15 protein-coding genes are annotated in these 17,648 nt (G+C 70.2%); 2 read left to right on the top strand and 13 right to left on the bottom strand.

The annotated features are described in order from the left end of the window. Positions 1-644: 644 nt before the first annotated feature. Positions 645-1,868 (bottom strand): MFS transporter, encoded by a 1,224-nt coding sequence (locus tag AVL59_RS12565; RefSeq protein ID WP_208870360.1) that lies wholly within the window; start codon positions 1,866-1,868, stop codon positions 645-647. Between the two features lie 61 nt (positions 1,869-1,929). Next, positions 1,930-3,006: an aldo/keto reductase family protein gene (locus AVL59_RS12560; RefSeq protein WP_079146661.1), complete on the bottom strand. Its 1,077-nt coding sequence runs from the start codon at positions 3,004-3,006 to the stop codon at positions 1,930-1,932. A gap of 148 nt (positions 3,007-3,154) precedes the next feature. On the opposite strand from AVL59_RS12560, the gene AVL59_RS12555 reads away from it, so the two are divergent. Continuing rightward, on the top strand, positions 3,155-4,120 hold the full coding sequence (locus AVL59_RS12555; RefSeq protein ID WP_067302885.1) for a PfkB family carbohydrate kinase: 966 nt from the start codon (positions 3,155-3,157) through the stop codon (positions 4,118-4,120). On the opposite strand, the gene AVL59_RS12550 is transcribed toward AVL59_RS12555, so the two are convergent. Both AVL59_RS12550 and AVL59_RS12545 read right to left on the bottom strand, forming a co-directional pair. After that, complete coding sequence (locus tag AVL59_RS12550; protein ID WP_067302883.1) at positions 4,104-5,144, bottom strand: zinc-dependent dehydrogenase; 1,041 nt, start codon at positions 5,142-5,144, stop codon at positions 4,104-4,106. The two genes, AVL59_RS12555 and AVL59_RS12550, sit on opposite strands and share 17 nt — an antisense overlap. An 89-nt stretch (positions 5,145-5,233) precedes the next feature. Continuing rightward, positions 5,234-7,153, bottom strand: coding sequence for a 1-deoxy-D-xylulose-5-phosphate synthase (locus AVL59_RS12545; protein WP_159399903.1), 1,920 nt, complete (start codon positions 7,151-7,153; stop codon positions 5,234-5,236). 341 nt (positions 7,154-7,494) lie between these two features. Between AVL59_RS12545 and AVL59_RS12540 the strand changes: the two genes are divergently transcribed. After that, on the top strand, positions 7,495-8,253 hold the full coding sequence (locus tag AVL59_RS12540; RefSeq protein WP_335743742.1) for an LmbU family transcriptional regulator: 759 nt from the start codon (positions 7,495-7,497) through the stop codon (positions 8,251-8,253). Between the two features lie 126 nt (positions 8,254-8,379). Here AVL59_RS12540 and AVL59_RS12535 read toward each other — a convergent pair whose 3' ends face one another. Genes AVL59_RS12535 through AVL59_RS12495 form a run of 9 tightly spaced genes read right to left on the bottom strand, consistent with a single transcriptional unit; the run spans position 8,380 to position 17,643 of the window. Then, on the bottom strand, positions 8,380-9,648 hold the full coding sequence (locus AVL59_RS12535) for an ATP-grasp domain-containing protein (RefSeq protein WP_067302880.1): 1,269 nt from the start codon (positions 9,646-9,648) through the stop codon (positions 8,380-8,382). Beyond that, positions 9,645-10,940, bottom strand: coding sequence for a class-II aminoacyl-tRNA synthetase family protein (locus AVL59_RS12530; RefSeq protein ID WP_067302878.1), 1,296 nt, complete (start codon positions 10,938-10,940; stop codon positions 9,645-9,647). Before AVL59_RS12530 ends, AVL59_RS12535 begins: the two co-directional genes overlap by 4 nt. 4 nt (positions 10,941-10,944) lie before the next feature. Further along, a complete protein-coding gene (locus AVL59_RS12525) occupies positions 10,945-11,193 on the bottom strand; it encodes a phosphopantetheine-binding protein (protein ID WP_067302876.1) in 249 nt (82 codons plus the stop codon). Continuing rightward, a complete protein-coding gene (locus AVL59_RS12520; RefSeq protein WP_067302873.1) occupies positions 11,193-12,149 on the bottom strand; it encodes a ribose-phosphate pyrophosphokinase-like domain-containing protein in 957 nt (318 codons plus the stop codon). Before AVL59_RS12520 ends, AVL59_RS12525 begins: the two co-directional genes overlap by 1 nt. Then, positions 12,146-13,813, bottom strand: a complete 1,668-nt coding sequence (locus AVL59_RS12515) for a glucose-6-phosphate isomerase (RefSeq protein ID WP_208870359.1) — start codon at positions 13,811-13,813, stop codon at positions 12,146-12,148. Before AVL59_RS12515 ends, AVL59_RS12520 begins: the two co-directional genes overlap by 4 nt. Beyond that, positions 13,810-14,919, bottom strand: coding sequence for a Gfo/Idh/MocA family protein (locus AVL59_RS12510; protein ID WP_067302871.1), 1,110 nt, complete (start codon positions 14,917-14,919; stop codon positions 13,810-13,812). The genes AVL59_RS12515 and AVL59_RS12510 overlap by 4 nt, the downstream gene beginning before the upstream one ends. Continuing rightward, positions 14,916-15,962: a hypothetical protein gene (locus AVL59_RS12505; RefSeq protein WP_159399901.1), complete on the bottom strand. Its 1,047-nt coding sequence runs from the start codon at positions 15,960-15,962 to the stop codon at positions 14,916-14,918. The genes AVL59_RS12510 and AVL59_RS12505 overlap by 4 nt, the downstream gene beginning before the upstream one ends. Continuing rightward, positions 15,959-16,645, bottom strand: coding sequence for a hypothetical protein (locus AVL59_RS12500; RefSeq protein WP_067302865.1), 687 nt, complete (start codon positions 16,643-16,645; stop codon positions 15,959-15,961). Before AVL59_RS12500 ends, AVL59_RS12505 begins: the two co-directional genes overlap by 4 nt. Before the next feature lie 14 nt (positions 16,646-16,659). Next, positions 16,660-17,643, bottom strand: coding sequence for an isocitrate/isopropylmalate family dehydrogenase (locus AVL59_RS12495; protein ID WP_067302863.1), 984 nt, complete (start codon positions 17,641-17,643; stop codon positions 16,660-16,662). Positions 17,644-17,648 lie beyond the last annotated feature (5 nt).

Genomic DNA, 17,648 nt, shown 5'->3' with positions numbered 1-17,648 from the left:
GTCACACCGCCACAGGGGAGCGGTGTGGCCGTCGGATCGGTCGAGTACGCCGGCCCGGCCTCGGCGACCCGGCTGCGCCCACCCGATCAGCGGCTCCGCACCCATCAGATGAGCCACCCTGCCGACCCGGCGCCCAACGCGGTACCGGCACCACGCACCACGAACCTGCCGAACGACAGCCAGGCTCGACGGGCCAGTCGGCGCACCCGAGCGCGAGCCCGGTTGAAGACCGTCAACTCCCTTGCCCGCTTCCGCATCGCTCGCCTTCCTCCTGTGCGCGGCGCGTACCTCGGGTTACGGCCAAGGTCATGGCCGCAGCCCCGACGGTGCCGTGCGCGGTCCCCGTGCGCCCGTGGCAACGTGTTGCCCACTCGCGAGGCAACAGGCCAGGGGGTGTTGCCAATGCGCCGGCAACAGGCACAGCATGTCTCTCAGGGCCTACGCCGAACACCACCATCTGAACGTGTCGGTGTTGAGCCGGTTCCTGAGCGCGAAACGGATCCCGCCCGATACCCAGACCTCTCTCACCCCGGCTCGCCCGTGTCGGGTGGCGCCAAGGAGCGGTGACCGTCTTCAACCCATCCGCGAGCTCGGCGTGGGCACCGCCGACCTCCTCCTCCGACTCGTCGACGCCCTGGTCGGCTTCACGCCGTCTCCGACGCGGGTCGCGTGCGCTCGGCCCACTTCACCACCCCGGGAATCACCAGACCGAGCGAGGCGAAGATCGCGCCGAGGACGAACCAACCGGGGCGCCCCCAGGTGATGCACAGCGCGCCCAGGACCGGCGGCCCGACCGCGTTCGCGAAGACGAAGCCCATGTTGTACACGCCGGTGTACTGGCCCTGGGCGTGCGGCGCGGCCAGTCCGTAGCTGAGTTCGAAACCGGCGGAGGCCTGCCACAGCTCACCGACCGTGTGGATCGCCGCGGCCGGCAGGACGATCAGCCCGGCGGCCCACCCCGGCAGGCCCTCCATCATGGCGAACAGCGCGGTGGAGAACAGGAAGGTCAGGCCGGCGCGGCGCATGGCACGCCCGGCGTCGTCCGCCGTGTCGATCCCACGGCTGGCTCGGACCTGCAACAACACGCACATCAGCGTGTTGGTCAGCAACGCGGCACTGATGAACCAGCGCGGAGCATGCGTGTCACCGACGAGCCACAGCGGCAGCGCGAAGACCAGCACCGCGTACTGCATGCCCATCAGGCCGTCCAGCACGGTGACGGACAGGTAGGGCAGGTCGCGCAGGGCGATCCAGCGGTTCGCCTGGGCCGGCTCCGGCACCGGCGCCACATGCGGCAGCCGGCTGACCAGCGCTGCGCACACGAAGAAGGTGGCCGCATCGCCGAGCACGAGCGTGAGGTAGGCCGGCCGGGTGTCGATCTGGATCGCGGCGGTCGCCGCAGCCCCGCCGACGGTGATGCCCACGTTGGTCAGGGACCGTAGATAGGCACGGAACTGCGCGGGGTTGTCGCCGCCGAGTGCACGGATCATCGGGCCGCGTGCCGCGAGACTCGCCGCCTGGGCGAACTGGATGAGGCACACCGCTACGAGGAACGCCACGAAGGAGTGGACGAACACCAATGCGGTGGCGGTGAATCCTTGGACGAACATGGTCATGGTGTAGGTCTCGCGCGATCCCCGACGGTCCGCCAGACGCCCGACGGGTACACCTCCCACGAGACCGAACAGGGCACTGACCCCCAGGCCGAACGCGACCTGCGAGACGGGCAGCCCCACCGAGCGGGTGAAGAAGAGAGCCTGGCCGGTCATGAACAGGCCGTTGCCGAAGTTGTTGACCAGTTGCGCCGCCGCGAGAACGCGGCGCGGCCCCTTGTCCGGTATCAGGTCAAGTCGTCTTTTCTCCTGCACGGTACTCAGCGCTGTTCTCCGTTCCCTGTCGAGGTGCGGGTGTGGTCATGAGGCCGCGTCGTCACGCGTCCTGGCGGGATCCGCCGGCCACGGTGTCGCCGTCCTGGTCGCGACCGGCGAGCCGCGCCCTCGCGGCTGCCGTGCTGTTCGTGCTCGACGCAGGGATGTAGGCGGGGTCGGCGACGACTTGGTCGCCGAGGACATCGTCGATCCGCTGGAGCAGGGACGGGTCCAGACGGACGCCGGCGGCCCTGGCGTTCTCCCTGATCTGCTCGGGCCGGGAGGCGCCGACGACGGCCGCCGCGACGGCCGGGTTCTGCAGGGTCCACGCCACGGCGAGCTGTGCCGACGTCAGACCCGCCTCTTCGGCGAGCGGTCCGAGCGACTGGACCCTGCGCAGGACGTCGTCGGCAAGGAAGTTGGTGATGAAACCGGACCCCTGACCGTCAGTGGCGCGGGACCCACGCGGCGGAGGTGCGGCCGGCAGGTACTTGCCGGTCAGCGCGCCCTGTGCGAGCGGCGACCAGACCATCTGACCGATTCCCTCACGCAGGCAGAGCGGCACCACCTCGGGTTCGATCACCCGCCAGATCATGTTGTACTGCGGCTGGTTGGACACGATCCGGTCCAGACCCAGCCGATCGGCGATCTGCAGCGCCTCGGCGATCTGTTCGGGCCGCCACTCGGACACACCGATGTACAGCACCTTTCCCTGCCGGACCAGGTCGTCGAACGCCCGCAACGTCTCCACCAGGGGTGTGTCGTGGTCGTACCGGTGTGCCTGGTACAGATCGATGTAGTCGGTCCCGAGCCGGCGCAACGAGGCATGCGCCGACTCGATGATGTGCTTGCGCGACAGGCCGCGGTCGTTCGCACCGGGGCCGGTGGGCCAGAACACCTTGGTGCAGATCTCGACCGATTCCCGGCGCACACCCCGTAGTGCCTCGCCCAGCACCTGTTCGGCCCGGGTGAGGGCGTACACGTCCGCGGTGTCGAAGGTGGTGATCCCCTCGTCCAGCGCCGCGGCGACACAGGCCCGCGCGGCGGCTGCCTCGACCTGGGAACCATGAGTGAGCCAGTTACCGTAGGCGATCTCACTGACCTTCAAGCCACTGCGGCCGAGACGGCGGTACTCCATGCCGCAGAACCTAATCACCGAGCCCTGGCGGACTCAAGAATTCGATCAGCCGGCCCGCACACCGGCCGCTGTCTGTCGTCGAGTTGGCATCCCTGTCCGTAGGATTCGCTGGCCAGGGCAGGATCCGGCGAGAGGTTCTCCCAATCCCATGAACACGAACCACGGCAGGCCGGCGGGTCTCTTCGCAGGTCTCGCGACGATCGACGTCATCCACGCGGTCACCCGAATGCCGTCGCCGAACGAGAAGGTCACCGCGAGCGCGCAGGCGTTGGCCGCCGGCGGCCCCGCGGCCAATGCCGCGGTGACGTTCGCCCACCGGGGCGGCTCCGCCACGCTCGTCACCGCGATCGGCCGCCACCGGCTCACCGAGATCATCCGCTCGGACCTGGAGGAACACGGTGTGCGGATCCTGGACGCGAGCCCGCAGCGGGACGAGCCACCCACGGTGTCGTCCATCGCCGTCAGCAGTGGTTCCGGCGACCGCGCCGTGATCGCGCACTACTCGGGATCCGACGACATCGACGTGCCGGGCCACCTGGACCAGGCGGTGCGGCGCAGCGACGTGGTCCTGATGGACGGACACCATCCACCGCTCGCCCTGGCGACGGCCGATGCCGCACGACGCTTCGGCCGGCGTACCGTACTGGACGGTGGCCGCTGGCGTCCCTCGTTCGACGCGCTGCTGCCGCGCATCGACGTGGCCGTCTGCTCCGCGGACTTCCGCCCGCCCGGCTGCCGTACCGATTCCGACGTCTTCGGCTATCTGTCGGCACACGGGGTGCGGTGGGCCGCCGTGACCCATGGTGACGCGCCCATCGCCTGGCGCGGGCCGGACGGAGGCGGCGAAGTGCCGGTTCCGGCTGTCGAGATCGTCGACACGCTCGGCGCCGGCGACGTCTTCCACGGCTCGCTCTGCCACCAGTTCGCCACCTGGACCGGTCCGGCCGACGAGGAATGGTTCACCGCGTGCCTGGGCCGGGCGAGCGTCGACGCATCGCTGTCCTGCACCTCGTTCGGGAGCCGGGCCTGGCTGAGAGGCGCCCCGGCCCGGGCGGCCGGGTCCGCGGGCCGGGTGTCCCCTTCCGGTGAACCGGCCGTCAGGGCTCGAGAGTGACCTTGAGCGCCGCACCGCGCTCGACCATCTCCAGTGCCTCGTGGAAGCGGCTCAGCGGAAGCCGGTGAGTGATCAGGTCGGCGACGGGGACGGCACCGGAGGCGATCAGGTCCAGCGCCTGGGCGTTCTGCTCCGGACTGGACGAATTGGCGCCCACGAGCCTCAGTTCGCGGTAGTGAACAAGGTTCGTGTCGAGGGCGGGCAACGATCCGCCCGGGGGCAGGCTGCCGAAGAGGCTGACCCTGCCTCTGTGTGCGGCGTACCGCACGGCTTCCTCCTGCGCCCTGCCGGAGGCCGTCGCGGTGATCACGGCATCCGCCCCGCGTCCCTTCGTCAGTTCCAGCACCTGCTCGGCCACGTCCCCGTCCGAGGCGCATATCGCATGGTCGGGATCGACCAGTTCGGCGGCGCGGGCCAGGCGCTCACGGTTCAGTTCGACCAGGAGCACCTGAGCCGCCCCTCGCGCCCGGGCCAGACGCACGTGCATGCAGCCGATCGGACCACCGCCCACGACGACCACGCAGTCGTCACCGGCGACGTCGATCAGCTCCTGACCGTTCAGCACGCAGGCCAGCGGTTCGGCGGCCGACGCCTCGGCGAACCCCACGCCCTCCGGGATGCGGTTCAGGCCGTGGGCGGCAAGCACCTTGCCCGGCACGACGACGTACTCGGCGAATCCGCCGTCGTAGTGATAGCCCATCGCCTCCATGTCGAGGCACACCGTCATCAGCCCGAGATGGCAGTTCGCACACTTCCCGCAGGGGATGGCGCCGATCACCTGGACCGGGTCGCCCACGGCCCAACCGGTCACACCCGCGCCCAGCTCCGCCACCTCGCCCGCGATCTCGTGCCCCAGTACGCGGGGCGGGCGTATGCGGTGATGTCCGTGGCGCGAGATCTTCAGATCGGTCCCGCACACACAGCAGTTACGGACCCTGACTTTGATCTCGCCCGGACCGGGCGCCGGTTCGGGCGCGTCCTCGACCTGGACGTTCCCGGGTGCGTAGTAGCGCACGACATTCATATCTGCTCTTTCGGGCTGGGTTGATCTGCAGGACTGCGCCGCGGGGAGCGGTGACCCGCTCCCCGGGTCACGCGGTGACCGGCGCGCGATCAGCGCGCCTCGGCGTCGGAGCCTTCCGTGGGTTCAAGTCCGAGCAGCTCCTCGGCGTGGCGGACGACCGCCTCTGTGCTGACACCGAACTCGGCGAGCAGTTCCTCACGGATGCCCCAGGGAAGGAACCCGGCCGGCAGCGCCACCTGGGCGGTGGCGGGGACGGTGCCGCGGCCGCGGGCGAGGTGGGTGAGCAGATCGGGATAGAGTCCGGATCCCTCCGCGAGGTCCTCGATGGTGACGACCGCCTTGTGCCGGGCCGCGTCGGCGAAGACGTCCGTCACGGCGGGCCGCAGCCGGACGACCTCCCAGACGGTGGCGGAGACGCCGTGCTCGCGTTCCATCACGTCTGCGGCGGCCACGGCCGTCTGGACCATCGCGCCGTGCGCGAGGAGACACAGGTCGCTGCCCCGGCGCCGCAGGACCGACTCCACCGATGTGCCATCGGGGTCGCTCCGCAGCGGTTTCCACTTGGCGTACCGCACCACCGTCGGGCCGCTGTCCCGGCCGATGGCGGACCGCAGTACCGCGGAGAGCTGATCGCCGCTCGTCGGCGCGTAGATGTCGAGACCCGGCACCATGCGCAGGAGTCCCACGTCGTAGATGCCGTGGGACGAGGCCCCGTCCCCGCCGGCCACACCGCCGCGGTCGACCACGAAGGTCACGGGCAGTTCGTGCAGCGCGACATCGTTGATGATCTGGTCCATCCCACGGGTGAGGAACGTCGCGAACACGGCGAACACGGGCCGGCAGCCCTGGCTGGCGAGTCCCGCCGCAAGGCCGACCGCCGCCTGCTCGCAGATGCCCACGTCGTGGTACCGGTCGGGGAAGCGCCGGCGGAACTCCAGAAGGCACAGCAGGTCCGGCATCGCCGCGGTGATCACGTGGACACGCGGGTCCTGCTCGGCGAGCTCGCAGAGTATGTCGCTCAGTTCCTGACCCCAGGCCTGCGGTCCGGTGGCGAGCGGAAGCTCCTGCGCGGGCGGGGCGGCCACCGTTCCGCCGACCTGGTGCAGACGCATGATCTCGTCGCGCTCGGCATCGGACCAGCCGAATCCCTTCTGGGTCCTGACGTGCACCACGACCGGACCATCGGCAGCGGCCGCGCGCTCGATGGCCGGTTCGAGGTCGTCGAAGTCATGGCCGTTGGCCGGGCCCACGTAGCTGAAGCCGAGTGCGGTGAAGAACTGTTCGACGTTGCGGGAGCCGGTGGCCTCCGACTCGCAGGGTTCACCGAGCGTGAGGCGGCTCGTCGTGCGCGCGTAGGACCGGCCGTTGTCGTTGTAGACGATGAGGACGGGCAGTTGGCGTACGCCGATGTTGTTGAGGGCCTCGTACGCGACGCCCCCGGTCAGCGCGCCGTCACCGATGACGACCACAGGCCTGGTGCCGTCCGCCAGAGCGATCCCCAGCGCCCACGCCGGACCTGTCGAGGAGTGGCTGTTCTCCACCCGGTCGTGGGGTGATTCACCACGGGCAGGGAAACCTGACATTCCCTTGCGTTCCCGGAATGTATCGAAAGCGCCACCACGGCCGGTCAGGATCTTGTGCGTGTAGGCCTGGTGCCCAATGTCGAAAATGATGGCGTCGGACGGCGAGTCGAAGGCCCGATGGACCGCGATGGTCAGCTCGACGACACCGAGATTGGCACCGAGATGACCGCCGCTCCTGGTGACGTTCTCTATGAGGAATTCCCGGATTTCCTTGGCCAGGCGCTTGCAACCCGAGCGGTCCAGAGCCCGCACATCTGCCGGATCCAGACTGGTGAGATCAAGCCCGAAATCACTCTCGATACCGCCCTGTGCCGCCAAAGCATGCCCCTTCCGTGAGCAAAATGCATCGAGTTCGACCGCGTCACCATAACTCGGACTCCAGGATTGCGGCACGCATTCGACCGGCACGTCCGAGGAATGCGCCATTCCCGCGAAACAAAGATTTTCCGTGGCGCACGCCACCCAGGACACCCGGAGAAAAGGGACATACGCGCCCCCGGGGACCAGACCGGAAGCATTGCCCCGTACCAGCTGCGTCCAGACGGCGCCGCCGAGCCCAACCATGATGACTTTAGGGAGTCTTGGCGAAACGCCCGACCAGCTGCCGGGTACACCTATCCGCCGACGGCGGATCGCCTGCCCGCAAACGAGAAAGACTTGCCGCCACCGAGGGACCCGGTGATGATCTACACGGCGGTAACAAACTCATCACGCCGAGGACGCCCGCAGCTCCACCAACGGGTGCAAGTGAATAGGGACAGCGAGAAGTGTCCACCCTCCACCGGGGGTGTTCACTCCAGACTGCGACGGGGGAAGAAACCGTGGCGAAACCCGCACCATCGGCACCATTCACAGTGAAACCGAAGCGCCACCTGAAAGTCGCATCACCGGCAGAAGCCAACGCAAACAATATAGTCACCCCCAGGACCGGCCTCAATCTCCCACCGAGACTGCCATTCGAAAAGTGGGTGAACATCGGGTTTCAGTTGTCGACGATTCACACAACGTCGGCCTGGTGTCTAGGTGACTGGCTGGTCTACGGCGAGGGCGCTTTTGCAGGGCGCTACCGCAAGGCCATCGAGCAGTGTTCGCTCCACTATCAGACACTCCGCAACTACGCCTGGGTCGCCCGGAGTTTCCCTCTGTCCCGCCGGCGGGACACACTCAGCTTCGGCCATCACGCCGAAGTCGCCCGGCTCACGGAACCGGAGCAGGACTACTGGCTGAGCAAGGCTGAGACCCTCTCCTGGTCGCGCAACCGGCTGCGCAGCGAGGTACGGGCCAGCCTGAACCAGCGGCACGCGAAGGACGGTGACGAACTACCGGCCTCCGACACGGAGTCCGGTGGCGGCGCCGTCACGGACGGGAAGCCGCCGAACGCCACGGACCAGGCAGAACTCCGCGTCGAACTCAGCACGAGCGACGGTGACCTGTGGACTGCCGCGGCGAACCGGGCGGGGCTGAGCGTTGCCGCGTGGGCACAGCGGGAACTCGATGCCGCGGCGCGCGGTGCTGCCGGCGTGTAGCCCACCGAGCCCGGAGGCGGCGAGGAAGCCGACGGACCGATGACTCGCGGCCGCCGGTGCCGCGGGAGGACGGAGACGACGGGACGGCCGGGTGGATCGTGGATCCACCCGGCCGTCACCGGACGGTCAGCGGTACACGACCCGCACAGTGGTCCCGAGGCTTTCGAGCAGCTCCTCGAGCGTCGGCCCTCCGGGCCGGCTGACGTGACGCCCGATGACGTGGCCGAAATAGTCGGAGTTGAGGTCGTCGTACGGGGGGAGGTGGCTGCCGGGCTCCTTCAAGCAGACGGACCACAGCACCTCCTCCCGGCGATCCAGCTCGTCCAGGCCCACGACCTCCTCGACGATGCCCGAGCCGGCGTACGGCAGGTTGTAGAGGAAGTAGCCGGTGTCGGCCGCGACGGGCCGCCATTCCCAGGTCCCGAGCCGCCGGTCGAACTCCGCGCGGTCGGCGCACACCTGGCTGAGGTACAACGCGCGTGTGAAGTCCACTCCGTGCGCATGCTCCAGCACCTGGTAGAACAGCCCACCGGCACCCGGCCGAGCCGCTGCCTCCAGGACGTAGGGCTCCTCGTCGTGGAACCGGATTTCGGTGTGGGTGGCCCCGTAGGAGATGCCCAGCGCTGCGACCGCCTGGCGGACCAGGCCGAGTATCCTGCGGCGGCGCTCCTCGGGGAGGGTCTGGTCCAGCAGATAGAGCCGGTCGGGGAACCAGGGGCCCGTCGCCTGTGCGCCCCAGTTGCGCGAGAGTATGAACTCGCACACCGGTTCACCGTCGAACCACACCGTGTCCACCGCGTACTCAGGGCCCTCCAGGCACTGTTCGACGAGGAATCCCGACGACGCCCCGCCCTCCTTGGCGATCAGAGTCGCGTTGAACAGTCCTATCCTGCGCAGCTGATCCTGCAGCTCCGCTCCGGACTCCACCCGCCGGACCCCGCAACTGGCGAAGCCCCGTGCGGGTTTGACGATCGCCGGGAACGTGAACTGTTCGAGATCGAGGCCCTTGCGGGAGGTCAGATGGCGTCCGTGCGGGGTGCTCACTCCTGCCGCCCGCCACAGCTGCTTCATCTGCGCCTTGTCACGTGCGGCGCTCAAGGCCGCCACGGAGTTCCGGCCCACCCCGAGCGCCTCGGCCATGGCAGCGGCGGCCGTCACGAGCACTTCTTCGCTGGTCACCACAGCGGCGACCGGGGCGTCGCCGCACTGCGCGCGAATGGCGGCAGCCGCTGCGGCCGGGTCCTCCCTGACGTCGAACCGCAGTCGGGCGGTCCCCTCCGGCTGCCCTTCTCCGTCCGAGACGAACAGCAGCCGGTCGCCCTCGGCGGCAGCCGTCTTCGCCAGCTTCCGGGTGAACGGCTCCGTCGTCTCCAGACAGACGAACGTCTGGTTCACGCCCGCACCCGCGCGATCCGCTCGGCGTTCGCCGACACCGTCGCCGCGAGAGCCTCCAGGTCCGTTCCGTGGCGTTCGGCCAGGAGGAAGGCAAGACGGTCGACGCCGAAGCCGACGCACATCGTCGATGCCGCCAGGTCCCGTTCGTCCCGGATCCGGAAGGCGTCGGAGAAGTGGCTGCCATGCTTGTTGAGCGACGCGACGGCCACCTTGCGGCCGAGCGAGTGCGAACGGGCGGCCAGCTCGATCTTGCTGTCCGACACCAGCTGCGAGAACAGCTGCTCACCGGCGCCGTCGTTGAAGAACATGTCCGTCGCGGTCTCGAGCGTGAAGTCCAGGCCGAGCAGGAGCCCGGTGAGGGCCAGAAGATCCAGCAGCTCCGCGTGCATGTGAGCCACCGGCTCCGTGCCGCCGACCACGACGCCCTCCCGGAGCCTGAACTCGTACAGGCGCTCCTCGTTGTTGAGGTTCCCCGACTCGTCGCGGAACACCGAGCCGCCCACGCTCATCACCAACACCTCCTGCTCGCCGAAGGTCTGGCCCTCCAGCAGCCGGTAGCAGTGCAGGCAGGCGGCAGGGTTCAACAGGTCCCGGGGCGTCTTGAGGTAGTCCAGGACGCGACGGTCACCGTCCGGGCCGTCGCCCCGGGCCGCGGACCTCCAGAACGGCAGGAACTCCTCGAACCGATCGGGATCACTGCTCACCGGCGCCACGAAACTCAGGTGCTGGCACCCCGTCTCGAAATACCCCGCGCGGTCGACGATCGAGCTGGGGATCAGCGAAGGGATGAGGAGTTCCTCGGCGTCATAGGCCTGCACGACGCAGCGGGCGCCGAACCTGTCGAGCGCTGCCAGCAGGGCGGCGGTCTCGTGCCCGTACACGTTGATGCCCGCTCGCTCCGGGACCGAGCGGCCGGGGACGGCTCGGCGTCCGGTGCGGGCGGCAACCCTGCGCAGCTCGGCGGCGAGCGTATGGGCGGCATCGCCGATGACGTCCGGGGCGAACCGGGCGGGGCGGACGAGCCAGTCCTCCACCGAGGCCGGGTCGTCGGTGTCCAGCAGCGTCTTGGTCCGCAGCCCCCGAGGGACCGCCCGGAAGCGCTCCAGGATCCGGACGACGGCGCGGTCCAGCTTCTCCCGCGGCACCGGCTCGTCGGACAGCACCACCATCTCGCCGTCGTGGAACTCGACCGCGGTGATGTCAGGGAAGTGGAAGCGCAGTTGCGTCGTCAGGGTGTCGCGTACAGCCTGTTGTCCGGCCGATGCCTTGACGGTCGTCCTTGTCGCGGCCATCCGGTCAGTCAACTCCGAGGTATCGTGCGGCCCGGGTCAGGGTGGACACATCCGCGAGATCGAAGGTCTCGTAGTCGATCTCCTTGCCGAACTCCGACTCCATTCTGAGCACGAGCCCCATCACCTGTACGGATTCGAGTCCGACCTGCCGCAACGGCACGTCCTTGTACTCGTCGTACCGGTCGCAGAGCGTCTGGATGGTCTGGTCCTCGACCAGCCCATCGAGCAGCGAACGGATCCACCGGTGGTCCATCAACAGCCGCCTTTCGCGTCGCGTCCGCCGCGTGCCGCGGCGAGGCCGGGTCCGCCGGTCGGGGCGGGGTCCCGGGTGAGGAAACTGATCCAGTGCTCGACGGCCGACGGCATGAGCCGGACGGGTGCCGAGGCATCGCCGCAGCTGTCCGAGCAGACGAACCGGCCGACGCCGTCCATGGCGGTGATCCGGCCCTCGGCAGTCGGCACCACATGTGTGATGAACACCGTGAGCTGTGCACCCATGGCCGCCAGGTCGGCGCACAGCGGCCGTATGGTCGACCCCGAGGTGCACACATCGTCGACGACCAGCAGGCGGCGTTCGCGCAACTGGTCGGGCAGGCTCTCGTAGTAGGTGCCGCGTTCCGGCGACTTGAGCTTGCCGAGAGCGACGGTCGGCACTCCGAGCGCCTCTCCGATCCGTGCGGCGCGCCCGCTGCCCCCGCGATCCGTGGCGACGACGTAGTCGAACGGCCCCTTCAGCACGGCTGCCGCGGGCCCGGCGCTGCTCAGGCTCACCACCTTCGGCAGCCCTGGTCCGCCGTCCCACCGCGGTGTGCTGTGCCGGTCGACGGTCAGGACCGTGCCCGCTCCGGCGCTGCGGATCAGGCGCAGCACGAGGGAACCGCTGAGGGCCTGACCCGGACCATCGGCCCTGTCCTGCCGCTGGTAGCCCAGGTACGGCAGGAAACAGGTGATCGACGCCGCTCCGGCCGCGTCCGCGATCGAGGTCAACTGGCAGGCGGACATGAGGTGAACGTCCTGCGGCGGCGCCGTCGTCTGCGCGATCAGCACATGCCGTCCCCGGATGGCCTCCGGGTCCGGGACGGTGATCAGTTGCTCGCCGTCGGGGAAGACCGACCGTACGGCATGGACGCGGTCGACGTGGTCAGGGACGTCGGCGTCCCGGTGGTGGTCGTCGGGCCCGAGGACCACCAGCAGATCGCGCGGGCTCACCGTGATGCCTCCGCCCTCTCGGTACCGCTCGCGGTGAGCGCCTGGAGCAGCCGGCGGATGCCTTCCCGGCGTTCCTTGAGGTGGATGCGCACGACCGGACGTCCGCGGCCGCGCAGGATCTCCAGGTCACCCCGGGCCTGGGCGCGCTGGATCGTGGCCAGCGTGTGCGCACTGCCGGGCACGGGGATGTCGTCCTCGACCTCGCCCGTGATCATCAGGAACACCCCGTGCTGCGGGCCTCCCTTGTGGTACTGGCCGCTGGAGTGAAGGTAGCGGGGACCCCAGCCGAAGGTCACGGCCCTGCCGGTCCGGCGGGCCAGCAGTTCGCGGAGGGCCGCGACCTCGGCGTCCTCGTAGCGGTTCAGGTAGGCCGTCACCGCGAGGTAACCGTCCGGGCCCAGCAGCGTCGCCAGCCCGTTCATGATGTCGCGCAGGGTGCCGGCACCGCTCAGGGTGCGGTCGGAGAGCTCATCGATGCCCACCTCGACGGCGCCTTCGGTGAAGGTCCGCACATCGGGCCCGCTCAGACCGGCGCCGGACCCTCGTCCGGCGAGTATCGCCTGCGTCTTGTCCTTCGCCTCCTGGACGTTGGGCTGATCGAACGGGTTGATGCCCAAGACCCGGCCGGCCACCGCGGTGGCGTACTCCCACAGCAGGAACTGGGAGCCCAGCGAGCCGTACGTGCGGATGTCGGCATCCGGTGCGGGGCTCGCCGGCGACCCGGCGACCAGGCCGGTCACGGTGTCGGAGCCGGGCCGCTCGGGCAGGGCCGCGTCGACCACCGGCAGAATGCCACGGCCGTCCTTTCCGGTGGACTCGGCGACGAGTTGTTCGGCCCAGGCGCCGAACAGCGGGGCGAAGCCCTGAGCCGGTCGGAGGTACAGCTTGTCCCTGCCGTCGAGCGCGGCGGCGCCGAGTGCGGCTCCGAGCAGCAGGCCGGGGTTCTCCCCGGGCCGGCCGAGCGGGCGGGCGAGCTGTGCCGTGTCCTGGCCGAGGGCCGCGACGTCCGCGCCGAGCAACCCGGCCGGCACCAGGCCGAAGGCGGTCAGGGCGCTGAACCGGCCGCCCACCGTGGGATCGGCCACGAAGGCCGGGAAGCCGCGCTCCGCGGCGGAACGGCCGAGCACCGAACCCGGATCGGTCACCGCGACGAAGTGGCCTGCCGCCGCGGCAGCGCCATGGGCCCGCGACATGGCCCCCCACAGAACCTCGTACACGGTCCTCGTCTCGACCGTCTCACCGCTCTTGCTGGCCACCACGATCAGCGTCCGGTCCAGCGGTCCGCGCAGCACCGCGGCGACCTGGTCGCAGTCGGTGGTGTCCAGCACGGTCAGTTCGTGCCCGAACGCGTCGGCGACCACCTCCGCCGCGAGCGACGAGCCACCGATGCCGACCAGTACCAGGCGGTCGAGGCCCGTCACCCGTTCCCGCAGGGCCCGCACGGCTCCGGGCAGGTCCGGATCGGGGATCGCGGCGTCCACCCAGCCGAGCCGGCCGGCGGCCTCGGGCCGGGCGCTCGGGCCCCACACCCCCGGGTCCTTGGCCATGAGCGCGGTCGGCACATCCGCCCGGATCAGGGCCTCCAGCACCGGACGGGTGCGCTCCGCAAGTCCGGCGTCGATCTCCACCCGCACCGCTGCGGCGGTTGCCGTCATGTCCGTCATGAACTCACCTCGATCGCCTGCGCAAGAGCGGGGACACCACTGGACGTGAGCGCGGCCTCGCGCACCACCTCCAGGTCGAGCAGCGCCTCGTCGAGCCCGGGCAGGGTGTGCGACTCGGTACGGAGGCTCTCCCCCCAGGCTTCGAGCTGCCGCACGAAACCGTTGTGGTGCGGCTGACCCGGACATGTGTGGACGCCACCGGAGTTCTCCTCGGTGAACGTCATCGACTGCTCCAGCAGATAGGGGGAGGGCGCCCGCAGAGTGAGGCGGCAATCGTCGGCCACGGCCTCGATCACCTCGACGTATCCGGGTGCCAGAGGGGCACGGACATGGGTCATCTGCACGCCGAAGTCGTCGGTCGGCCACCATCCGCAGGACACCGCGGCCCCTCCCGCCCAGTGGGTGCTGTGCCCGATGCGGCCCAGGAGTCGGTACGGCGATCCGGACAGCGCGGCGTGGATCAGGTTGATCTGGTGGATCAGCGATCCTCCGAGCCCGCGTGAGTAGACCGCGCGCTGCCCGTCGGAGGCGTCGGCGAGCAGAGCGGACACGGTCTGCTCGGCGGCCGCCCGGGTGACGGCGGAGGGCTCCAGCGGGGTGGCCATGCGATGGGCGACCTGCCGCGGCGAGTCGGGGTCGACGATGTCGACCGAGACGCGGCGCAGGCGGTGGATCCTCGTGGACACCGCGTCGACGAAACGTGCGGCGGCCGGGTCGTGGCGCTTCATGTACCCGACCGTGACCCTCCCGGCGGAGGAGCGCTCGGCCTCCAGCAGCGCCGCGATGTCGGCAGGATCCAGGCTGACCGGCTTCTCGGTGAGGACGTGCAGCCCTTGCCGCAGGGCTTCGGTCACGACGTCCCGGTGGGTCGGCCAGGGTGTGGCGCAGATCAGGCACCGGGCGCCCGCCGCGAACGCGGCCCCCGGATCCGTGACCACGTCGAGCGCGGGGTACTCACGCTTCAGCGAGGCGGCCTTGTGCCGGTCGGTCTCGACGACCGCGACCAGCCGGAACGATGCGGGCTTCATCAGCAGCAGCGGTATGTGCACGGCGCGGGCGACCCGCCCGCCGCCGACCACGGCCACGGGCACAGGGGCGGGCGTCATCGGGGTCCTCCGTCCGACGTCGGGTGAAGGGAGTGGTGCGCTGTCGAGCGTGTGCGCAGCATGCGGTCGGACGTCAGTCGCGCCTGCCGCGCGGTGCCGCCGGGCGCGGCCAGCTGGATGGCGTCGAGCGTCTCCGGGATGGTGATGGCCTGGTTGTCCAGCGACAGCCAGAACTCCAGACGGTCCTTTCCCGGCTGCCCGATGGGGACGATCTGCACGTCGTACCGGTCGTGCCAGGGCGCCTCGGAACGCTCCTTCAGCTGCGCGGTGTGCACCGGCTCCTCGCCGGCCAGGACATCGACCCGTTCGGCACGACGGAGCCGGTCCAGTCCTTCGGCGGCGCCGAGGCCCGCGCGCAGGGTGAGCCGGACGTGGAGGAAGTGCCCCGCGGTCATGGGCACCGTGGCCGCGGCGGTGCGAACGGTCGGGCCCGGCGCGACCGCGCGGAGGTCGGCGGCGTGGTGGGAGGGGTCCCGTGCGAGGACGGCGCCGTTGGTGATTCCCTTCGTGGCCTTGTCGGTGTCCGTGCTGCAGCGCAGGATCGTCGCATCGAGCGTCCGGACGTCGTCCGGCCCGATCCCGGCCAGTACCCGGGCCAGTGCCGTGGTGTTGCAACTGAGCACACGCAGACCGCCGGGCCGGGCGGCGACCTGGGGGTTCAGGGCGCTGTGGATCAGCGGTCCGAGGCGAGCGTCGCGTTCCCCGCCGCAGAAGACGGCCCGTACGCCGTGTGCCGCGTAGACCTCGGAGCGTCCGGCGCCGGTGCGGGAAGGACCGCAGTCCACGACGATGTCCGCGGACGCCAGGAGTTGGTCCAGGTCACCCTTCGGCTCGGTCCCCACCTCTCGCAGACGCTCCGCGGCGCGTGCATCGGCGGCGAACACCGGCAGCTCGGGCCGGGCCGTGGCGAATATGTTGGGCCCGCGCAGAGCGATGCCGGCGAGGCGAGGCGCGTACGTGTCCTGTTCCCCGGCGGGTGCGGACAGTGCCGCGGCCAGCCTCTTGCCGATGATTCCGGCGCCCACTACGGCGACAGCCGTCATGCCCTCCTCGCTTCCGACAGGAGCGACGCGACCAACCGCCGTGCGTACGCCGCCTCGGTGAACGCGAACAGCCTTTCCACCCGGCGACCCGGCCCGGATTGCGGCGCTCCCAGCTGCAGCGGCTCGGACCAGTCGTCGGCCGCTCCGCGGTCGTGCATGTACTCGCACAACCTGGCGGTGTCCCGGGCGATCCAGGAGGGCACGACCTCGATGCCGGGGTCCTGCGGGCCCGGACCTTCCTCGCGCGCGCTCTCACAGGCGTAGGACACCAGCCAGCACCGGGTCTGCTGTGCCGTCAGCATCCGGACCAGGCAGTGCGCGCCGGACTCCTCGACCACCCAGGGGCCGCCCACCGTGATCGCGTCCACCGGTCCCGCGGCGGCCGGACCGGCTGCTCCCCCGGCGGGGGCCAGCACCACGGCCGAGGCCTCACCGCAGGGCCACATCCGCATGATGTGCCGCAGCGCCTCTTCGGCGATCGCCCGCCCGAGCCGGTCGTCGGGCTCCAGCGGCACGGCCGCGGCCGTCTGTCCGTCCCGCCGGCACGTCAGCCGGACGTCCGTCGCCGGTTCGGCGCCGGACGGGCCGTGCGTGAGTTCGTGTCCGTGGTGCCGCGCGGCACGCGTCAGTGCCCCGGCGAGCGACGACCCGCCCTCCAGCGCCAGCTGCACCGTGCCGGTCATGCTTTCCCCTTCTCTCACAGCAGTCCGCAGATGGTGCCGACGACATCCGCCGTCGTGGCGGCTCCGCCGAGGTCGACGGTTCGAACACCAGATTCCGACCACTGGTCGAGCGCCCGCTCCAGCCGGTGCCGCTCGTCGTCGAGCCCGATCGCGCCGAGGAGCAGGACCACGCCGCGCAGGAAGGCCACCGGATTGACCTGGTCCTTGCCGGCCAGTTCGTCGGCCGAGCCGTGCGAGGCCTCGGCGACGTGGACGTCACCACTGCTGTCGAGGCTGCCCACCAGGCCGAGGCTGCCGGCGAGCGCCGCGCCGAGGTTGCTCAGGATGTCCCCGATGGTGTGCGAGGTGACGATGACGTCGAACGCCCCCGGGTCGAGCACCATGGTGGAGGCGGCGGTGTCGGAGAGCATGTCCGTGAACTCGATGTCCGGGTACTCCTGAGCCACCTCTCTCGCGACGGACAGGAACATTCCCTCGGTCAGCTTGAGGTTGTTGGCCTTGTGCACCAGCGTGACCCTGCCGCGCTTCTCCTTGCGGGCGAGTTCGAAGGCGTAGCGGGTGATGCGGACGCATCCCCCGTGGGTCGCCGTCTTGACCGCCTGGGCGACGTCCGCCGCGGGCATCCACTCCACCGCGGCGTAGAGGTCCTCGAGGTTCTCCCGCACCAGCAGGACAGGAGGCCTGCCGGGCAGGATGGGCAGCGGCCGCAGCGCCGCGTACAGGTCGAGGGAGCGGCGCAGATAGTGGTTGGCGCTGCGGATGGTGCCACCGCTCGGCGTGTGGAACGGACCTTTGATGGCGAGCCGGTGCTCACGGAGCGCGGCGATGGTGGACTCCGGCGCCGTCGTCCCGTGCTCCTCGATCGCGTTGAAGCCCGCCACGGCGTCCACCCAGCGGACCGGCACGCCCAGCGCCTCGATCACCGCGCTGCCGGCGGCCACGAGTTCGGGACCGACGCCGTCGCCGGCGATCCGGACGACGGTCAGTGCGTCAGGCATATCGT

This window comes from Streptomyces griseochromogenes (assembly GCF_001542625.1).
Classification (GTDB): Bacteria; Actinomycetota; Actinomycetes; order Streptomycetales; family Streptomycetaceae; genus Streptomyces; species Streptomyces griseochromogenes.
This window is presented reverse-complemented; position numbering and strand designations above follow the sequence as displayed.